The organism is Leucobacter sp. VD1 (assembly GCF_037150695.1).
Taxonomy (GTDB): Bacteria; Actinomycetota; Actinomycetes; order Actinomycetales; family Microbacteriaceae; genus Leucobacter.
Genome location: NZ_JBBCPO010000003.1, coordinates 248,102 through 263,974, shown reverse-complemented (window position 1 = coordinate 263,974; position 15,873 = coordinate 248,102). Strand labels below are relative to the sequence as shown.

Here is a 15,873-nt window from a genome sequence, read left to right as displayed (position 1 = left end):
TCAATGTTCTTCACCAAGCGTCGCGCCCGCGCGGCACTGATCGCAGGCGCTGCTTCGGCAGCGCTCCTGCTCACCTCCTGCTCCTCCGGCGGTGCTGACACCAACGGCGGCGACGCCAGCGCCGAGGGCCCCTCGTTCATCTACATCACGAGCGACCCCATCGGTCAGAACGAGTTCCTCAAGTCGGGCAAGGTCGGCATCGACAACGTGGCCGACACTTTCGAGGGCAGCGCCAAGACCTTCGAGTCGAAGGACGACGCGCAGCGCCGCTCGAACCTCGAGGCCGCAATCGCGGAGGCCCCCGAGGTCATCGTGATGCTCGGCTTCCAGTTCGGCGACGTCGCTCTGGAGCTCGCAGAGCAGAACCCGCAGCAGAAGTTCGTGCTCATCGACACCTTCGTCGAGGGCGCGCCTGAGAATCTTTACCAGGCAACCTTCCGCGAGCAGGAGCCCTCCTACCTGCTCGGCGTTGAGGCCGGCCTGCTGACCGAAGCCAACAAGGTCGGTTCGGTCATCTCGCTCGATATCCCGCTCCTCGCCAAGTACTCGGGCGGCTTCGCCGAGGGCGCGAAGAGCGTCAACCCTGCGGTCGAGACCGTCGCACCGCAGGTCATCGGCGGCGACAACCCCTTCGCTGACACTGCCCGCGCCAAGGAGCAGGCCATCGCCTTCGCCGCCACCGGCGTCGATCAGGTCTTCGCCGTGGGTGCTGCCGCGAACGGCGGCATCATGGAGGCCGCCGCTGAGAAGGGCTTCTCGGCGTACGGCGTCGATGCCAACCAGTGCCCGATGGCTCCCGGCTTCGTGGTCGACGGCACCATCAAGGCCGTCGACAAGGTCGTCGAGACCGTGGTCGGCGAGATCATGGACGGCAAGAGCTCGACCGAGGCGACCACCTCGTTCGGTCTCAAGGAAGAGGGCATGACGATCGTCAGCCTCACCGAGGGTGCTGCCGACTCGCAGTGCACCGTCATGGAGAAGCCCGAGGTCCTCGATCAGGTCAAGAAGGTTCGCGATGACATCGTGAGCGGCAAGATCGAGGTCAAGGACCCCACCGCCTGATAACCGCGTCGACAACGCCGCCCGGCTCCGTAGACCCGGGCGGCGTTGTCGGTGGTGTCGCATACACTCAGAACACCCGCAGGGCACACGAATGAAGGAGCGATGATGGTCGCCGAGGTCTCGATGCGCGGCATCACCAAGCGCTTTCCCGGCGTGCTCGCCGATGACAATGTCGACTTCGAAGTCGAAGCCGGCGAGATCCATGCGCTTATGGGCGAGAACGGCGCGGGCAAGTCGATCCTGATGTCGATGCTCGCTGGCGTGTATCAGCCCGATGAGGGCGAGATCTTCATCCGCGGCGAACGCCGCACGCTCTCTTCCCCCCTCGACGCGATCGATGCCGGCATCGGCATGGTCTTCCAGTCGTTCAAGCTTTTCCCCTCGCTCACGATCGCCGAGAATGTCGTGTTCCGTGCCGAACCCACGAAGCGCGGCCTCATCGACCGCAAGGCGGCCAGCCGCAAGGTTGCAGAGATCGCCGAACGCTACGGCCTTTCGATCGATCCCGATGCCCGGGTCGACTCCGTGCCCGTCGGCGTGCTGCAGCGCGTCGAGATCGTGAAGGCCCTGTACCGCGAGGCGCGCGTGCTCATCCTCGACGAGCCCACTGCTGTGCTCACCCCGCAAGAGACCGAGCGGCTGTTCGACGTGCTGCGGGCACTCAGAGCCGATGGCCGCACCATCATCATCATCACCCACAAGCTGGGCGAGGTCATGGCGATCTCCGACAGGGTCACGGTGCTGCGCGATGGGCGCAATGTGGCCCAGCTCGTCACCGCAGACAGCTCTCCTGCCGAAATCACCAGGCATATGACCGGCCGCGATGTCGATCTCACTACCCCGCCCCCAGCGCTGGAGCCGGGCGAGGTGGTGCTTGACGCGCGAGGTGTCACGGTTCCAGGTGCCGGTGAGCGCGACGCCGTTTCGAACGCCGACCTCTTCGTGCGCTCGGGTGAGATCGTGGGCATCGCCGGTGTCGCCGGCAACGGTCAGGTGGAGCTTGCCGAGGCGATCATCGGCATGCGCCAGGTCAGCTCAGGCACCGTGTCGGTGTCCGGCACCGACCTCTCCCGCGCCACCATCGCGGAGCGCCGCGACGGCGGTATCGCCTACATCCCGGAAGACCGCCACGCTGTCGGCAGTGCCGGTACCGCTGACGCCATCGACAACCTTGCGCTCGGCCACCACCGACGTGCACCGATCCTGCAGCGAGGGCTGCTTTCGCGTTCGGCGATGCTGGAGCACGCCCAGCGGCTGATCAAGCGCTTCGGGGTCAAGATCGCAAGCCCCGCCACCCCCGTCGGCACGCTTTCGGGCGGTAATCTGCAAAAGGTTGTCGTCGCACGCGAGCTCGACTACCGTTCGCCGTTGCTCATTGCCGAGCAGCCCACGCGCGGGGTCGATATCGGTGCCATCGAGGCCATCCACCGCGAGCTCTGCGAGTACCGCGATAACGGCGGCGCGCTGCTGCTCATCTCGGCAGAGCTGAGCGAGATCATGTCGCTCTCGTCACGCATCCTCGTCATGTTCGAGGGGCGGATCGTGGCCGAGGTGCCCAAGCACGAGGCGAACGACGCCCTGTTGGGCCTGTACATGGCAGGCCACGAACCCGAGGAACGGCATCGTCCAGGTGCGTTCGCCGATGCGCTCGCAGCGTCGACGGCTTCGACGAACCATGAGAAGGGAGCCGCCCTGTGAGCGCTCTGCAGAGAGTCGGCCGCTGGCTCGCGGGGCCGATCCCGGTCTCGATCGTGCTGGCCTTCCTGATCGGCGCATGCTTCATGCTGATCGCGGGAGTCGATCCGCTGAACGGGTATGCCGCGATGCTGCAGGGGTCGTTCGGCACCGGTGCCGGCCTTGCGAACACGCTGCAGCGGGCTGTTCCGATCATCGGTATCGGCATCGCCATCGCCATCGCCTTTCGCGCCGGCGTGCTGAATCTCGGCACCGAGGGGCAGGCCGGGCTCGGGGCCCTCGCAGGCGGCATCGTTGCGATCTACGTGCCGGGCCCCGGCCTGCTGGTGCTGCTGCTCGCGCTCGTCACCGCCGTTGTCGTGGGCGCGGCCTGGGGGCTTATCGCCGCCGTGCTGCAGAACCTGCTCGGCGTGCCGATCCTGCTCTCGACGCTGCTATTGAACTACCCGGCCCGCTACTTCTCGTCGTGGCTCATCAGGTTCCGGCTCGACGAGTCGAGTTCGGATCTCGTGGCCAGTGATCAGGTGCGACCCGAGGTGCAGCTCTCCATGATCGTGCCTCGCGACTCGGGCTTCGCCGAGACGCTGCGCAGCAGCCTCGGCGCCACGAATCCGCTCACAATGGTGCTCACCGGTGTCAACTGGTCGCTGATCGTGCTGATCCTCGTGGTCATCGCGACGATCTTCATGAACCGGCGCACGCGCTACGGCTTCGAGTCCGGGCTCAGCGGGCAAAACGCCGAGTTCGTGCGCTACGGGGGCGTGAAGCCAGGCCCGCTCGTGCTGCGAACAATGGCGCTCTCCGGCGGCCTCGCGGGCGCTTTCGGCCTCATGCTGGTGATCGGAGCACCCAACACGCGCCTGATCGAGGGATACTTCGTGCAGACCAACTACGCCTGGACTGCGCTGCTCGTCACCCTGCTCGCGCTCTACCGCCCTGTCGGCATCGTGATCGCAGGCACCTTCTTCGCCGCGATCATGGTGGGCAGCGACGCGATGGGTCGTGAGCTCGGGCTGTCGCCCCAGATCGCCGCTGTGATCCAGGCGCTCGTCATCATCCTGCTCGCGTTCCGCGTGGCATTGCCGCGCTTCCGTCGCACGAGGGCTGCCGCAGACGGTGCCACCGCTCCCCCGCCGGCCAACCCGCAACCGGCGCTCTCCGGGGCCGGCGTCACCGACACGGCCGCTTCCGCTTCCGAGAAGGAGTCCGAGCGATGAACTTCCTCGACCTGTTCGACCAGGATCTCGTCTCCTCAGTGCTGCGCTCCCTGATCCCGATTCTGCTGGCCGCCCTGGGCGGCATGCTCGCCGAGCGTGTCGGCATCTTCAATATCGGCCTTGAGGGCATGATCCTCGTCGGCGCTTTCAGCGGCGTCGCCGCATCGTTCTTCGCGCATAACTGGATCGTCGGCGTGATCGTCGCGATGCTCGCCGGTGCCCTGTTCTCGCTGATCCTGGGCTACGGTGCGGTCTACCGCAAGGGCGACCCCATCGTGCTCGCGATTGCGATGAACATCCTCGCAGTTGGCATGACGAGCTTCCTGCTCGTCGCCATCTTCGATGTGCAGGGTGTGTTCCAGGATCCGGGAGTCGACGGCATTCCGGTGTGGCGCATCCCCGTGCTCGCAGACATTCCCGTGCTCGGTGCCCTGTTCTCGCTCACCCCGCTCGGCTATCTTGCGCTGCTGCTGGTGCCGGCACTCTGGATCGTGCTCTTCCGCACGCCCCTCGGCCTGCGGCTGCGCGGCGTCGGCGAGCGGCCCCTCGCCGCGGCCACGATGGGTGTCAACCCGCAGCGCTACCAGCTGGGCGCCGTGATTGCCTCGGGCGCGCTCGCCGGCCTCGGCGGGGCGCAACTCGCACTCGGCAATGTGGTGCAGTTCACCGAGAACATGTCGGCGGGTCGCGGATGGATCGCCGTGGTCGCCGTCATGCTCGCTCGCGCCCACCCGGTGGGCGTGCTCGGTGCGGCGCTGCTGTTCGGCTTCGCCGATGCGATCGGGTTCCGTCTGCAGTCCTTCGGCCTGCCGCAGCAGCTCACCGATGCCGGCCCCTACGTGGTGACCCTGATCGTGCTCATCCTCATGAGCAAGCGCTTCCGTAAGACCCGCGAAGCTGCGCTCGCGTGAGCCCGGAGATGGCTGACGAATCAGTTCCCGCTGCACTGCCTCCCGAGGCGGCGCAATGGGTGCAGCACCTCGGGCTCGAACCGCTCGAACACGAGGGCGGCCTGTTCAAACGCATGCACCTCGACGAGCACTCGAGCGCCATCTACTATCTGCTCGCCGACCCCGATTTCTCGGCGCTGCACTCCCTCGACGCCGTCGAGGTCTACCACTGGTACGCGGGTGCACCGCTCAATCTGCTCCTGCTGCACCCCGATGGCAGGGTCGAGCACCGACTCCTCGGGCCTGACCCGGAAGCAGGTCAGCTGCCGCAGCTCGTGGTGCCCCCCGGGGTGATGCAAGGCTCGTCTTCGCTCGGTTCCTGGTCGCTCGTCGGCACGACGATGTCCCCGCCGTTCACCTGGGAAGGCTTCGAACTCGGTGAGCGCGACACCCTCCAGCGGCGCTACCCCGAAGCTGCCGATCGCATCGCCGAACTCACGCGTCCGGTTCCCGGTGCTTCCTCGGATCCGCGCACTAAGGTAGTCCTATGACCGACGCGAGAATCGTGCGAACCCGTGCCGCGCTGAATCGCGCGATCATCAATCTCGCCTCCGAGAAGGCCGTTCCCAGTATCACCGTCTCCGAGCTTGCCGCCGAGGCCGGCATCAACAGGGTCACCTTCTACAAGCATTTCACCACGCCTGCCGAGGCCCTGGGCGCGGCGCTCAACCTCGATCTCGATCAGGCGCGCACCCACTTCATTGAGAGCTACGCTGCAACGGAAACCGATCCCGTCGATCTGTTCCGCACGAGCGTCAGCAAGGTGCTCGACCACATCGACCGGAACCGCACCCTCTACGAGCTATCGATCGACTCGCAGCAGGATGGCACCATTCCCAACATCCTGGCCGACCACTTCACCGCGACTCTTGAGCAGTATCTCGAGAGTCGCGCTCAGTTCGAGCCACCGCTGCCCGATGTCGACCGCAGCATCGTCGCCCGCTTCTTCGCGCACGGCCTCGTCGGTGCCATCAAGGCCTGGCTGCTGAGCGGCTCTTCCGAGCACGACGAGGTGCTGAGCGCGATTGTGGCTCTCGCACCCTCCTGGTGGTTCCCCGAGCCGCGCTAAGCCTGCTCGGGCTCTGCCGCCCGCTGCGCAGCGGCGGCGAGCACCGACGCCGCGGTCTCGGAGTCGTCGAGCGTAATGGCGAAGATCCGCCCATCGGCGCGCGTCGCAATCAGCGCCTCGCCCGCACGCATCACGATGCCGAATCGGCCGGGCATCCAGCGCAGCCCCCAGCCACCGAACTCGCCGAGTGGGTTGACCTCGGCGGCTTCGACGCTGCGCACATCGCTTGCCGGGAGGCGGATCACGGGCCAGCCGAGCACTGATCGGGCCTCGAGCCCGCGATCATCGATCCGCACCCGGAACCAGAGCGTCGTTGCGAACAGCACAACAATCAGCAGCAGGATGAGCAGCATCATGACTCGCGTAACGATCACCGCACCGCGCTCGTCGGGTTCGAAGGGGGTGAAAAACACGAGCACGGTCACGGCGGCGAGCAGCACCACCGTCGAGCCGACCAACCACAGCAGGCCTTTCGCGGGCCGCACCTCCCCCAGCCACACCGCACGCTCACGCTCGGCGAGCGGCAGCGGGGCGCTCTCGAGCACAACATCCCGGGGGATGCTGACGCGCGGTTGCACGAACCATCCCACCGCCGTTAGAAGCACCCACACCCCGAAGGCGAGCAGCATGGCCCCACCGATGCCGGAGGCATCGTGGGCGTCGTCGAGATCGAGCTGCACCACGACCGACGCGAGGATTGTGATGGTGAAGAACACGGCATAGCCGAAGGAGAATGCCGCGAGAAAGCGCTGCATCCCAGACCATACGGGCAGCACCCGCTTGGGTGAGGCGGCCGGGATTCGGGCGCTGTAGGCGACAAACACCCACATCAGCGCCACGATGCCGTAGCCGACGAGCACCGGCAGCCAGACATAAGTCGAGGGTGAGCCGAAGCCATTCGGGCCGCTGCCGCTCCAGTGCGTCGCAGCGGGGTTCGGGATGCGAGGCATCCACACAAGCACGGTGATGATTGCCCCGGTGAGCACGGCGAGCGGCAGCAGCAGACCCACCACACAAGCCGCTCGCTTGGCGCGCCGCAGGTCTACCTGCTGCTGCGCTGAGAGTGCGCCGTTGAGATCTGAGCCGTCGGCGCTTACGGCGCGGAGGTGTCGTCGCCCGCTCATGCGGCCACCTCGTTCGTCGCGAGGCCGAGGGGCGGCTGCGGCTCGGGAGATGTCTCGGCAACGAGCGCCGCAAGCAGCGTTGGGCCCACGCCGAGCCGAGCGGCGTGATCGACGAGCGCGCGCACCTCACCGCGCAGCTCGACGAGCCCCGCGGCCGCGGAGGTGACCACTGCCCCGCGTCGCCGTTTGAGGTCGATCAACCCTTCATCGCGCAGCTGCTGGTAGGCGCGCAACACGGTATGCACATTGATGCCAAGGCCAGTGGCCACCTCGCGTGCGGGCGGAAGCCCCCCGCCTGGCGCGATGCGGCCGCTCACCACATCGGCGCGCACGGAGTCGGCGATCTGCGTGTAGATGGGGCGATCGCTCGCCTCGTTGATCCGAATCAGCACAGCAATAACTCTACATCAAATAGAATTATTGCGTCATGCTGGACCCGCATCGTTCCTTCTGGCCACCGTCTGAAAATATGGGATCTGCCGTACATATGCCAGGTCCACCCTGAACCCACATATATACGGCAGATCCCATACCGTCGCAGCCTGTCTGACCCCTAGAACGCGGCGATACCCGTCAGCTCGCGGCCGATCACCAGCTGGTGCACCTCATCCGTGCCCTCGTAGGTGCGCACCGACTCGAGGTTCGCCATGTGGCGCATCACCGGGAAATCGCTCGTGATGCCGTCACCGCCGAGGATCGCACGCGCGGTGCCTGCGATCTTTATCGCCTCACGCACATTGTTGAGCTTGCCAACCGAGATCTGGCCGTACGTCAGATTGCCGGCATCCTTCAAACGTCCGAGGTGCAGCGCGAGCAGCAGGCCCTTCTCGTACTCCACGAACATGTCGGCGAGCTTCGCCTGGATGATCTGCTTGCCACCGATCGGGGTACCGAACACCTCACGCTCCTGCGAGCGGGTCACAGCAGCCTCGAGGCACGAGCGGGCAGCACCCATCACACCCCAGGCGATGCCGTAACGCGCCTCGTTGAGGCACTTAAACGGTGAGGAAAGCCCCTTCGAACCCGGCAGAATCGCGTCGGCGGGCAGGCGCACATCGTTCAGCTCGATCTCGGTCTGCAGCGAAGCCCGCATGGAGAGCTTGTTCTCGATCGCGGTGGCCTTGAAACCGGGGGTGTCGGTCGGCACCACGAAGCCGCGCACGATGCCCTCCTCATCCTTCGCCCAGATCACGCCGACCTGAGCAATGGTGGCAAGACCGATCCACCGCTTCTTGCCGTTGAGCACCCACTCATCACCATCACGGCGGGCAGTGGTGAGCATGGTGTTGGGGTCGGAACCGCCCTGGGGTTCGGTGAGCCCGAAGAAGCCCACGGCCTCACCGCGCCCCATGGCCGGGAGCCACTGCTGCTTCTGCTCTTCCGAACCGAATTTGTAGATCGCGCCCATCGCGAGCGAACCCTGCACCGAGAGCGCCGTGCGGAACCCGGAATCAACAGCCTCGAACTCCATCGCCACGAGACCGTAGGCCACCGACGACGCACCCTTCAGCCCGTAGCCGTGCATGTACATGCCGAAGGCACCGAACTCGCCCACCTCGGGCAGCAGCTCGACGGGCAGACGGCGATCTTCGAAAGCCTGATCGATGATCGGGCGGATGCGCGTCTGCGCGAACTCGCGCGCGCGCAGCTGCCACTCCCGCTCCTCCTCGGTAACAAAATCGGAGACGTTGAACAGCGTGTCGATGGTGGTGGTCATGGGGTGTCCTTTGCTCGGCGGGAAGGTATGGGGTTCGTGACTAGCGCGACAGCCAGACGGCACTCTGGTGCTCGCCGACGGCTGGTGGTGGTGTCTCGTAGCGGGCGGGAGTATCGGAGAGGTGGATCGGCGTGGCGACCGAGCGCAGCACGTGCTGGCGCCCATCAGGGCCTGTTGCGACGGTCTCTGCGACCGGGTCAAGACCGAGCGAGTCGGCGAGCTCGATCGCCTGGGCGATGGTGTTCACGCGGCCTGCGGGAATGTTCGCGGCGGTGAAGGCCTCGATCCACTCGGCTGCGGGCCGTGTGCGCAGCGGCGCTTCGAGGGCGGCGCGCAGCTCGGCGCGGTGCGCCACACGCTCGGGGTTGCTCGCGTAGCGGGGGTCGGCGGCGAGCTCGGGCACCCCGAGCACCTCGCAGAGCCTGCCGAACTGACCGTCGGTGCCCACGGCGAGGGCGATCGCCTGGTCGGCGGCATCGAGCGTCTCGTAGGGCGAGATCGAGGGGTGCGCGTTGCCCATGCGCCCCGGCGAGTCGCCGGTTTCCAGCGTCGACGAGGCCTGATTCGCGAGGGCGGAGAGCAGCGAACCGAGCAGGGTGACCTTGACGTGCTGGCCACGGCCGGTGCCCGGCTGATCCGCGCCACCGTCGCGGGCGCGCAGCGCAGCCTGAATGCCGATCACCGAGTTGAGACCCGTGAGAATATCGACCAGTGCAACGCCCACCTTGGTGGGTTCGCCGCCGGCCTCATCGCTCTGTCCGGTGATGCTCATGAGCCCGCCGACGGCCTGCACCAGGAGGTCGTAGCCGGGCAGCTCGCGCCCGGCGGCGTCGCCGAAGCCGGAGATGGAGCAGTAGACCACGCCCGGGTTCTCGGCGGCAACGGCGTCGTAGCCAAGCCCGAACTTCTCCATGGTGCCCGGCTTGAAGTTCTCGATGACCACGTCGGCCGTGCGGGCCAGCTCGGCGGCACGCGCAATGCCCTCGGGGTCGCGCAGGTCGCACACAACCGAGCGCTTGCCGCGGTTGACGCCGGCGAAGTAGGTGCTCTGGCCGACGGCGTTCACGGGGGGTCGCCACTGCCGGGTGCCGTCGCCCTCCGGGCTTTCGATCTTGATGACATCGGCACCGAGGTCGGCGAGAATCATTGTGGCGTGCGGGCCCGCGAGCACGCGGGAGAAATCGGCGACGCGGATCCCCGCGAGCGCGCCTCGGGGTTCGCCTGCGGGGGCGGACTCGGCTGAGGCACCCGCGCGGGATGAACTCGGGTTCGGATCGGTGCGCGTTTCGTCGTTCACACCGTCAGTCTATGGATCACGGGCGCGCAGACTTGCAGCATCCTTGCATAGCCTCCGGTCTCACACTTGTGCAAGAATCACCCTATGGCCACGCTCTCCGACTTGCTCTCCCTGCCCGATCTCGGGCTGCGACTCATCCAGGCAGGATCCGGTGATCCCGAGATCAGTTGGAGCTCAGTCACCGAGTTGCTCGACCTCAGCGGCTACCTCGACGGCGGCGAGATCATCATGACCACAGGGCTCGCCCTCGCCCCAGACGACGCCCGCTGGCGCGACTTCGTCGCCAGCCTCAGCCGCGCGCGAGTCGCAGCAATCGGCTTCGGCATCGGCGTCAACCACGACCGTGTGCCGCAACCGCTCATCGCCGCAGCGAGCATGTATCGGGTGGCACTCTTCGAAATCCCCCTCCCCGTGCCCTTCATCGCGGTGAGCAAAGCCATCGCCGCCCTCATCAGGGCCGACGAACTGCGCGCAGCCCGCGGCGCGCTGCAAGCGCAGCAGCGGCTCCTTGACGGGGCCAGAGGCGGCCAGCGCCCGGCCGAGGTCCTCGCCAGCGTCGCACAGGCAACGGGCAGGCAGCTCGCGCTCGTCGCCTCCGACGGTGCCGTGCTTGCCTGCACCGCAGGCTTCGCCGCCGCGAACGAGACCGGCGGCGCCGAGCACATCGCACTCGACCGAGAATCCTCGCTGCGGCTCGCGGTCGCAGGCAACACCCCCCTGACCCCAGAGGGGCACGCCGTCATCGCCGCCGGGTCGATGGTGCTCAGCCTCAGCCTGCGGGGCGACAGCGCGGAAGAGACCCGCGAGCGAGAACGCTGGGAACGACTCGCCGCAACACTGCTCGCAGGCGGCGGATCGCCAGCCTCTGTCGCAATCTTGGCCCCCTCGCTCGAACTCCCTGAGCGGCTGCGGGCAATCGCGGTGCAGGGCCGAGCAGAAGACGTGGCCGCCTGGCGCCGACGCCCGCGCAGCGGCCTCGACAGGCTCATCGCACCGGCAAGCGAGCACCCCGCAGCGCCCGGCCTCGCCCTCGCCTGGCAGCTGTGCGCCGATACCGAAACCGCCATCGAGCAGTGCCTCTCGGCCGCGAAACGTCACGATCTCGATGTTGTGGTGGGCCGCCCCGGCCGCCTGAGCGAGATTCCCGTGAGCCGACGCTCGGCCGCAGCCCGCCTGCGCGCACTCTCGGCCACGGCGCCGCTGTACACAGCCCCCCGAGTGCCGCAAACCGTGTGGGCCGATCGCGACACCCCGCTGCTCGAGGCCCTGCTAGCGCTCGGAGGCGCGGATCCCGCAACTGGCGGATCCGCCACCGCGAACACCCCCGCTGGATCCGCGCCCGCACCCAGCCACGCCACCGTCACCCCCGCGATCCGCGACGCTCTCAGCGAGCGCGTGCTCGGGCCGCTCTCACTGCGAGATCCCGGGATCGGCGAGAGCGAACGCGACATGCTGCGCGACACCCTGCGCGCTGTCTTCGACGCCGATGGTCAGCGCGGCCCCGCAGCCGCAGGGCTCGGCATCCATCGGAACACGCTGCGCGACAGACTCACGCGCATCGAACGAATCACTTCGCGGTCACTCTCCGACCCCGATGACAGGGCAGAGCTGTGGCTCGCACTGCGCCTCGAAGACCTCTCGATGCGGTGATCGCGTCAGGAGCCCGCTACGGGTTCAGGCCCGCCAGCAGCCTCAGACGGCTCGTGGAGCGCGTGCAACGCACCGCGGATGTCTCCGTGCAGGAAATCATCGATGAGTTCGTCGACGGCGACGGCTTCATCGGTGCCCTGGGGAACCTCAACCCGGATGCCAGTCTCTGAAACCTTTTTCTTGTCCATGCCTCACCATAACCCCAATGGGGCCTCTTGCGCAGCACCACTCGCCGAATCGTCAGCCTGGATCGCTCAGTACAGCAGGAACTGCGCCGTGCCCGTTCCCTGCGCTCCGGCAGCTGCGACGCGCAAATGATATGAGGCGCCACCCGCGGCGACAGGGTCACGGGTGATCTCGCAGGTCTCCGGGCTCGAACGAGTGCGATCCCACGCCACAGGCTCCGTCTCAAGCGACTCACCCGGCGCGATGATCACAGCGAGGTGTTCGGGATTCTGCTGACAATCGACCGAGCGCCAGACTTCATCGTCGCCGCTCGTCACGGCGAACTCCATCCCAGCGGTGCCGAGATCGGCCGAGCAGGCCTCCTCGCCCGTGTTCTGCACCGTCAGCGAGAACTGCGGCAGCTCGCCCCCGGCATAGTCTGTCTTGTCGGTCACCGGCGTAACCTGCAGCTGCCCCTCATTGCACACCGGCGTCTCACCGTCAGCCGCAGCCTTCTTCGCGTCAGCGGCCGCAAGATCGCTGGGCACCTCGACTTCGCGCGCGCTCTGCGCACTGCCGCTGGCGCCCGGCTTCACAAACACGAGCACCACTACGGCGATCACGGCGAGCAACCCGGCAAGCACCAGGATCCGCCGCCTCACGTAGACCTTCCGGTCCTTCGGCCCGACAGGATTGCGCAGCGTCGACATAGCGTCAGCGTATCCCCGAACGCTCCCTAGAGACGCTTCAACATGCGCGTGTTGCCGAGCGTGTTGGGCTTCACACGGGCGAGATCAAGGAACTCAGCCACGCCCTCATCGCTTGAACGCAGCAGCTCGGCGTAGACATCGGCGGCCACGAGCGCAGTGTTCTCACTCACCTCCGCGAAACCATGCCTGCTGAAGAACTCGGTTTCGAAGGTGAGGCAGAACAGCTGGGCCAGGCCGAGCTCGCGGGCACGCACCTCAAGCGCCTCAAGGAGGCGGTGCCCGATGCCGCGGCCGAGCCAGTCTTCAGACACCCCGAGAGTGCGCACCTCGCCGAGACGCTCCCACATCACATGCACCGCACCGTAACCGATGACTCGGTCGGAGGCATCAGTTGCGACCAGGAACTCGGGCACGGCAGCGTAGAGATCGACGAGGTCTTTCCCCAGCAGAATGCGTCGCGCTACGAGCGGCTCCATAAGCGCGACGATGTGCGGCACGTCGTCCGTGCGCGCGCTGCGGATGCTGATCTCCATCCCTCCAGCCTACTGCGCTTCCACGCCTGCCCTTCTCCGCCGCAGTCCAAGGGCTGAATCGCAGGCACCCCCAGACACGCCGAAGGGCCCGCCTTCTGGCGGGCCCTTCGTGGTGCGCGTACTACTCGGTGGTGCCGGGGGTGGCGGCCGTCGACGCCACGGCAGCGGCCGCAGCGGCCGAGGAGTCGCCGTGCGCCTTCTCGGAGTTGCGATCGGTCTCGAAGGTGAACTCACCATTTTCGAAGCCGATCTTCACGAGGTCGCCTGCCAGCAGCTCGGCGCCGAGGATGCGCTCGGAGAGGCGATCCTCGATCTCGCGCTGCATGGCGCGACGCAGCGGACGTGCACCGAGCGAAGGGTCGTAGCCCAGTTCGGCGAGGCGCTCGCGAGCCGGCTGCGACATTTCGAGATGCATATCGCGGTCGAGCAGGCGGTCCTTCAGCTGCTTCACGAAGAGGTCGACGATCTGCAGCAGTTCGGGCTTGGTGAGCTGCGGGAACACGATGGTGTCGTCGACGCGGTTCAGGAACTCGGGCTTGAAGTGCTTCTTCAGCTCCTCGTTGACCTTGCCCTTCATCGACTCGTAGCCGACCGAGGAGTCGCCCTCGAGCTGGAAACCGACGGGGCCGCCGGCGATCGCGCTCGAACCGAGGTTGGTCGTCATGATGATGACCGTGTTCTTGAAGTCGATCACACGACCCTGGCCGTCGGTGAGGCGACCCTCTTCGAGGATCTGCAGCAGCGAGTTGAAGATGTCCGGGTGGGCCTTCTCGATCTCGTCGAAGAGCACGACCGAGAACGGCCGGCGACGCACCTTCTCAGTGAGCTGGCCACCCTCTTCGAAGCCCACGAATCCTGGGGGTGCACCGAAGAGACGCGACACGGTGTGCTTCTCTCCGTACTCGGACATGTCGAGCGAGATCAGCGCATCCTCGTCGTCGAACAGGAACTCGGCGAGCGCCTTCGCGAGCTCAGTCTTGCCGACACCGGTGGGGCCGGCGAAGATGAAGGAGCCCGAGGGGCGCTTCGGATCTTTGAGGCCGGCGCGCTGACGGCGGATCGTCTTGGCGAGCGCGGCGATGGCCTCGTTCTGACCGATGACGCGCTGGTGCAGGGCCTCCTCCATGAAGCGCAGCCGAGAGGTCTCCTCCTCGGTGAGCTTGAAGACGGGGATGCCGGTGGCCTGCGCGAGCACCTCGGCGATCAGCCCCTCGTCGACCTCGGCCTTAGTGGCGACGTCGCCTGAGCGCCACTGCTTCTCGAGCCGCAGTCGCTCGGCGATGAGCATCTTCTCTTCGTCGCGCTTGTTCGCCGCGGCTTCGAAGTCTTGCCCCTCGATCGCCTTTTCCTTGTCGGCGCGCACCACAGCGATCTTCTCATCGAATTCGCGCAGCTCGGGCGGGCTCGACAGGATCGACAGGCGCAGGCGGGCACCGGCCTCGTCGATCAGGTCGATGGCCTTGTCGGGGAGGTAGCGATCCTGCACGTAGCGGTCGGCGAGGTTCACGGCGGCGACGATCGCACCGTCGGTGATCGACACCTTGTGGTGAGCTTCGTAGCGATCGCGCAGGCCCTTGAGAATGTTGATCGAGTGCGGCAGCGACGGCTCGTTCACCATGATCGACTGGAAGCGGCGCTCGAGCGCGGCATCCTTCTCGAAGTGCTTGCGGAACTCGTCGAGCGTGGTAGCACCGATGGTCTGCAGTTCGCCGCGTGCGAGCATCGGCTTCAGGATGTTCGCCGCGTCGATGGCCCCCTCGGCGGCACCCGCACCCACGAGAGTGTGGATCTCGTCGATGAAGATGATGATGTCGCCACGGTTGCGAATCTCCTTGGTGACCTTCTTCAGGCGCTCCTCGAAGTCGCCGCGGTAGCGGCTGCCGGCGATCATGGAGCCGAGGTCGAGCACGTAGACCTGCTTGTCCTTGAGCGTCTCGGGCACTTCGCCCTTGACGATGGCCTGGGCGAGGCCTTCGACGACGGCGGTCTTGCCGACGCCGGGCTCGCCGATCAGCACGGGGTTGTTCTTGGAGCGGCGCGAGAGGATCTGCATGACCCGCTCGACCTCTTTCTCGCGCCCGATCACGGGGTCGAGCTTGCCTTCGCGGGCAGCCTGGGTGAGGTTGCGGCCGAAGTTGTCGAGCACCTGCGAGCCCTTGGGATCGCTCTGCTGCTCGGGGGCACCCACTGTGGCGCTCTCTTTGCCGGCCTGGTAGCCGGAGAGCAGCTGGATCACGGTCTGGCGCACACGGTTGAGGTCAGCGCCCAGCTTCACAAGCACCTGGGCTGCGACACCCTCACCCTCGCGGATCAGGCCGAGCAGGATGTGCTCGGTACCGATGTAGTTGTGCCCCAACTGCAGCGCTTCGCGCAGGCTCAGCTCGAGCACCTTCTTTGCGCGCGGCGTGAAGGGAATGTGCCCCTGCGGCGGCTGCTGGCCGGTGCCGATGATGTCGGTCACCTGCGCGCGCACAGCGTCGAGCGAGATATCGAGCTGCTCCAGCGCCTTGGCTGCGACGCCTTCTCCCTCGTGGATCAGGCCGAGCAGGATGTGCTCGGTGCCGATGTAGTTGTGATTGAGCATCTTCGCCTCTTCTTGGGCGAGCACAACCACTCGTCGGGCGCGATCGGTGAATCTCTCGAACATCAATAACCTCCTGGGCTCGGGGTCGCGTCGTCGGTGC

At 66.6% G+C, this 15,873-nt stretch carries 15 protein-coding genes; 7 read left to right on the top strand and 8 right to left on the bottom strand.

Going from position 1 to position 15,873, the window contains the following annotated elements; genetic code table 11:
* The first annotated feature begins 3 nt into the window (after positions 1-3).
* From WFL22_RS10280 to WFL22_RS10255, 6 genes are all read left to right on the top strand, one after another.
* Positions 4-1,062 (top strand): BMP family ABC transporter substrate-binding protein, encoded by a 1,059-nt coding sequence (locus WFL22_RS10280; RefSeq protein WP_336651981.1) that lies wholly within the window; start codon positions 4-6, stop codon positions 1,060-1,062.
* Between the two features lie 105 nt (positions 1,063-1,167).
* Positions 1,168-2,760, top strand: a complete 1,593-nt coding sequence (locus WFL22_RS10275) for an ABC transporter ATP-binding protein (protein ID WP_336992692.1) — start codon at positions 1,168-1,170, stop codon at positions 2,758-2,760.
* A complete protein-coding gene (locus WFL22_RS10270) occupies positions 2,757-3,974 on the top strand; it encodes an ABC transporter permease (protein ID WP_336651983.1) in 1,218 nt (405 codons plus the stop codon). The genes WFL22_RS10275 and WFL22_RS10270 overlap by 4 nt, the downstream gene beginning before the upstream one ends.
* Positions 3,971-4,885 (top strand): ABC transporter permease, encoded by a 915-nt coding sequence (locus WFL22_RS10265; protein ID WP_336992691.1) that lies wholly within the window; start codon positions 3,971-3,973, stop codon positions 4,883-4,885. Before WFL22_RS10270 ends, WFL22_RS10265 begins: the two co-directional genes overlap by 4 nt.
* Positions 4,886-4,893: 8 nt before the next feature.
* On the top strand, positions 4,894-5,415 hold the full coding sequence (locus WFL22_RS10260) for a cupin domain-containing protein (RefSeq protein WP_336651985.1): 522 nt from the start codon (positions 4,894-4,896) through the stop codon (positions 5,413-5,415).
* Positions 5,412-5,993, top strand: a complete 582-nt coding sequence (locus WFL22_RS10255) for a TetR/AcrR family transcriptional regulator (RefSeq protein ID WP_336651986.1) — start codon at positions 5,412-5,414, stop codon at positions 5,991-5,993. The genes WFL22_RS10260 and WFL22_RS10255 overlap by 4 nt, the downstream gene beginning before the upstream one ends.
* Here the strand turns inward: WFL22_RS10255 and WFL22_RS10250 are convergent.
* The 4 genes from WFL22_RS10250 to WFL22_RS10235 form a co-directional block, all read right to left on the bottom strand.
* The gene (locus WFL22_RS10250; RefSeq protein ID WP_336992690.1) at positions 5,990-7,117 is read right to left on the bottom strand and encodes a DUF1648 domain-containing protein; all 1,128 of its coding nucleotides are present in this window, start codon (positions 7,115-7,117) and stop codon (positions 5,990-5,992) included. The two genes, WFL22_RS10255 and WFL22_RS10250, sit on opposite strands and share 4 nt — an antisense overlap.
* Positions 7,114-7,509, bottom strand: coding sequence for a GntR family transcriptional regulator (locus tag WFL22_RS10245; RefSeq protein WP_336651988.1), 396 nt, complete (start codon positions 7,507-7,509; stop codon positions 7,114-7,116). Before WFL22_RS10245 ends, WFL22_RS10250 begins: the two co-directional genes overlap by 4 nt.
* Before the next feature lie 161 nt (positions 7,510-7,670).
* Positions 7,671-8,834 carry an acyl-CoA dehydrogenase family protein gene (locus WFL22_RS10240; RefSeq protein WP_336651989.1) on the bottom strand — a complete coding sequence of 388 codons (1,164 nt, stop codon included), beginning with the start codon at positions 8,832-8,834 and terminating at the stop codon, positions 7,671-7,673.
* A 40-nt stretch (positions 8,835-8,874) separates the two neighbouring features.
* On the bottom strand, positions 8,875-10,131 hold the full coding sequence (locus WFL22_RS10235; protein ID WP_336992688.1) for a CaiB/BaiF CoA transferase family protein: 1,257 nt from the start codon (positions 10,129-10,131) through the stop codon (positions 8,875-8,877).
* An 84-nt stretch (positions 10,132-10,215) separates the two neighbouring features.
* Between WFL22_RS10235 and WFL22_RS10230 the strand changes: the two genes are divergently transcribed.
* Positions 10,216-11,781: a PucR family transcriptional regulator gene (locus WFL22_RS10230; RefSeq protein ID WP_336992687.1), complete on the top strand. Its 1,566-nt coding sequence runs from the start codon at positions 10,216-10,218 to the stop codon at positions 11,779-11,781.
* Positions 11,782-11,786: 5 nt separating this feature from the next.
* Here WFL22_RS10230 and WFL22_RS10225 read toward each other — a convergent pair whose 3' ends face one another.
* The 4 genes from WFL22_RS10225 to WFL22_RS10210 form a co-directional block, all read right to left on the bottom strand.
* Entirely contained in the window at positions 11,787-11,969 is a 183-nt protein-coding gene (locus WFL22_RS10225) for a hypothetical protein (protein WP_336992686.1), read from the bottom strand.
* A 66-nt stretch (positions 11,970-12,035) separates the two neighbouring features.
* Positions 12,036-12,656, bottom strand: a complete 621-nt coding sequence (locus tag WFL22_RS10220) for a hypothetical protein (RefSeq protein ID WP_336992684.1) — start codon at positions 12,654-12,656, stop codon at positions 12,036-12,038.
* A gap of 26 nt (positions 12,657-12,682) precedes the next feature.
* Positions 12,683-13,189 (bottom strand): amino-acid N-acetyltransferase, encoded by a 507-nt coding sequence (locus tag WFL22_RS10215; protein WP_336651993.1) that lies wholly within the window; start codon positions 13,187-13,189, stop codon positions 12,683-12,685.
* 121 nt (positions 13,190-13,310) lie between these two features.
* Positions 13,311-15,836, bottom strand: coding sequence for an ATP-dependent Clp protease ATP-binding subunit (locus WFL22_RS10210; protein WP_336992682.1), 2,526 nt, complete (start codon positions 15,834-15,836; stop codon positions 13,311-13,313).
* Between the last annotated feature and the right edge of the window lie 37 nt (positions 15,837-15,873).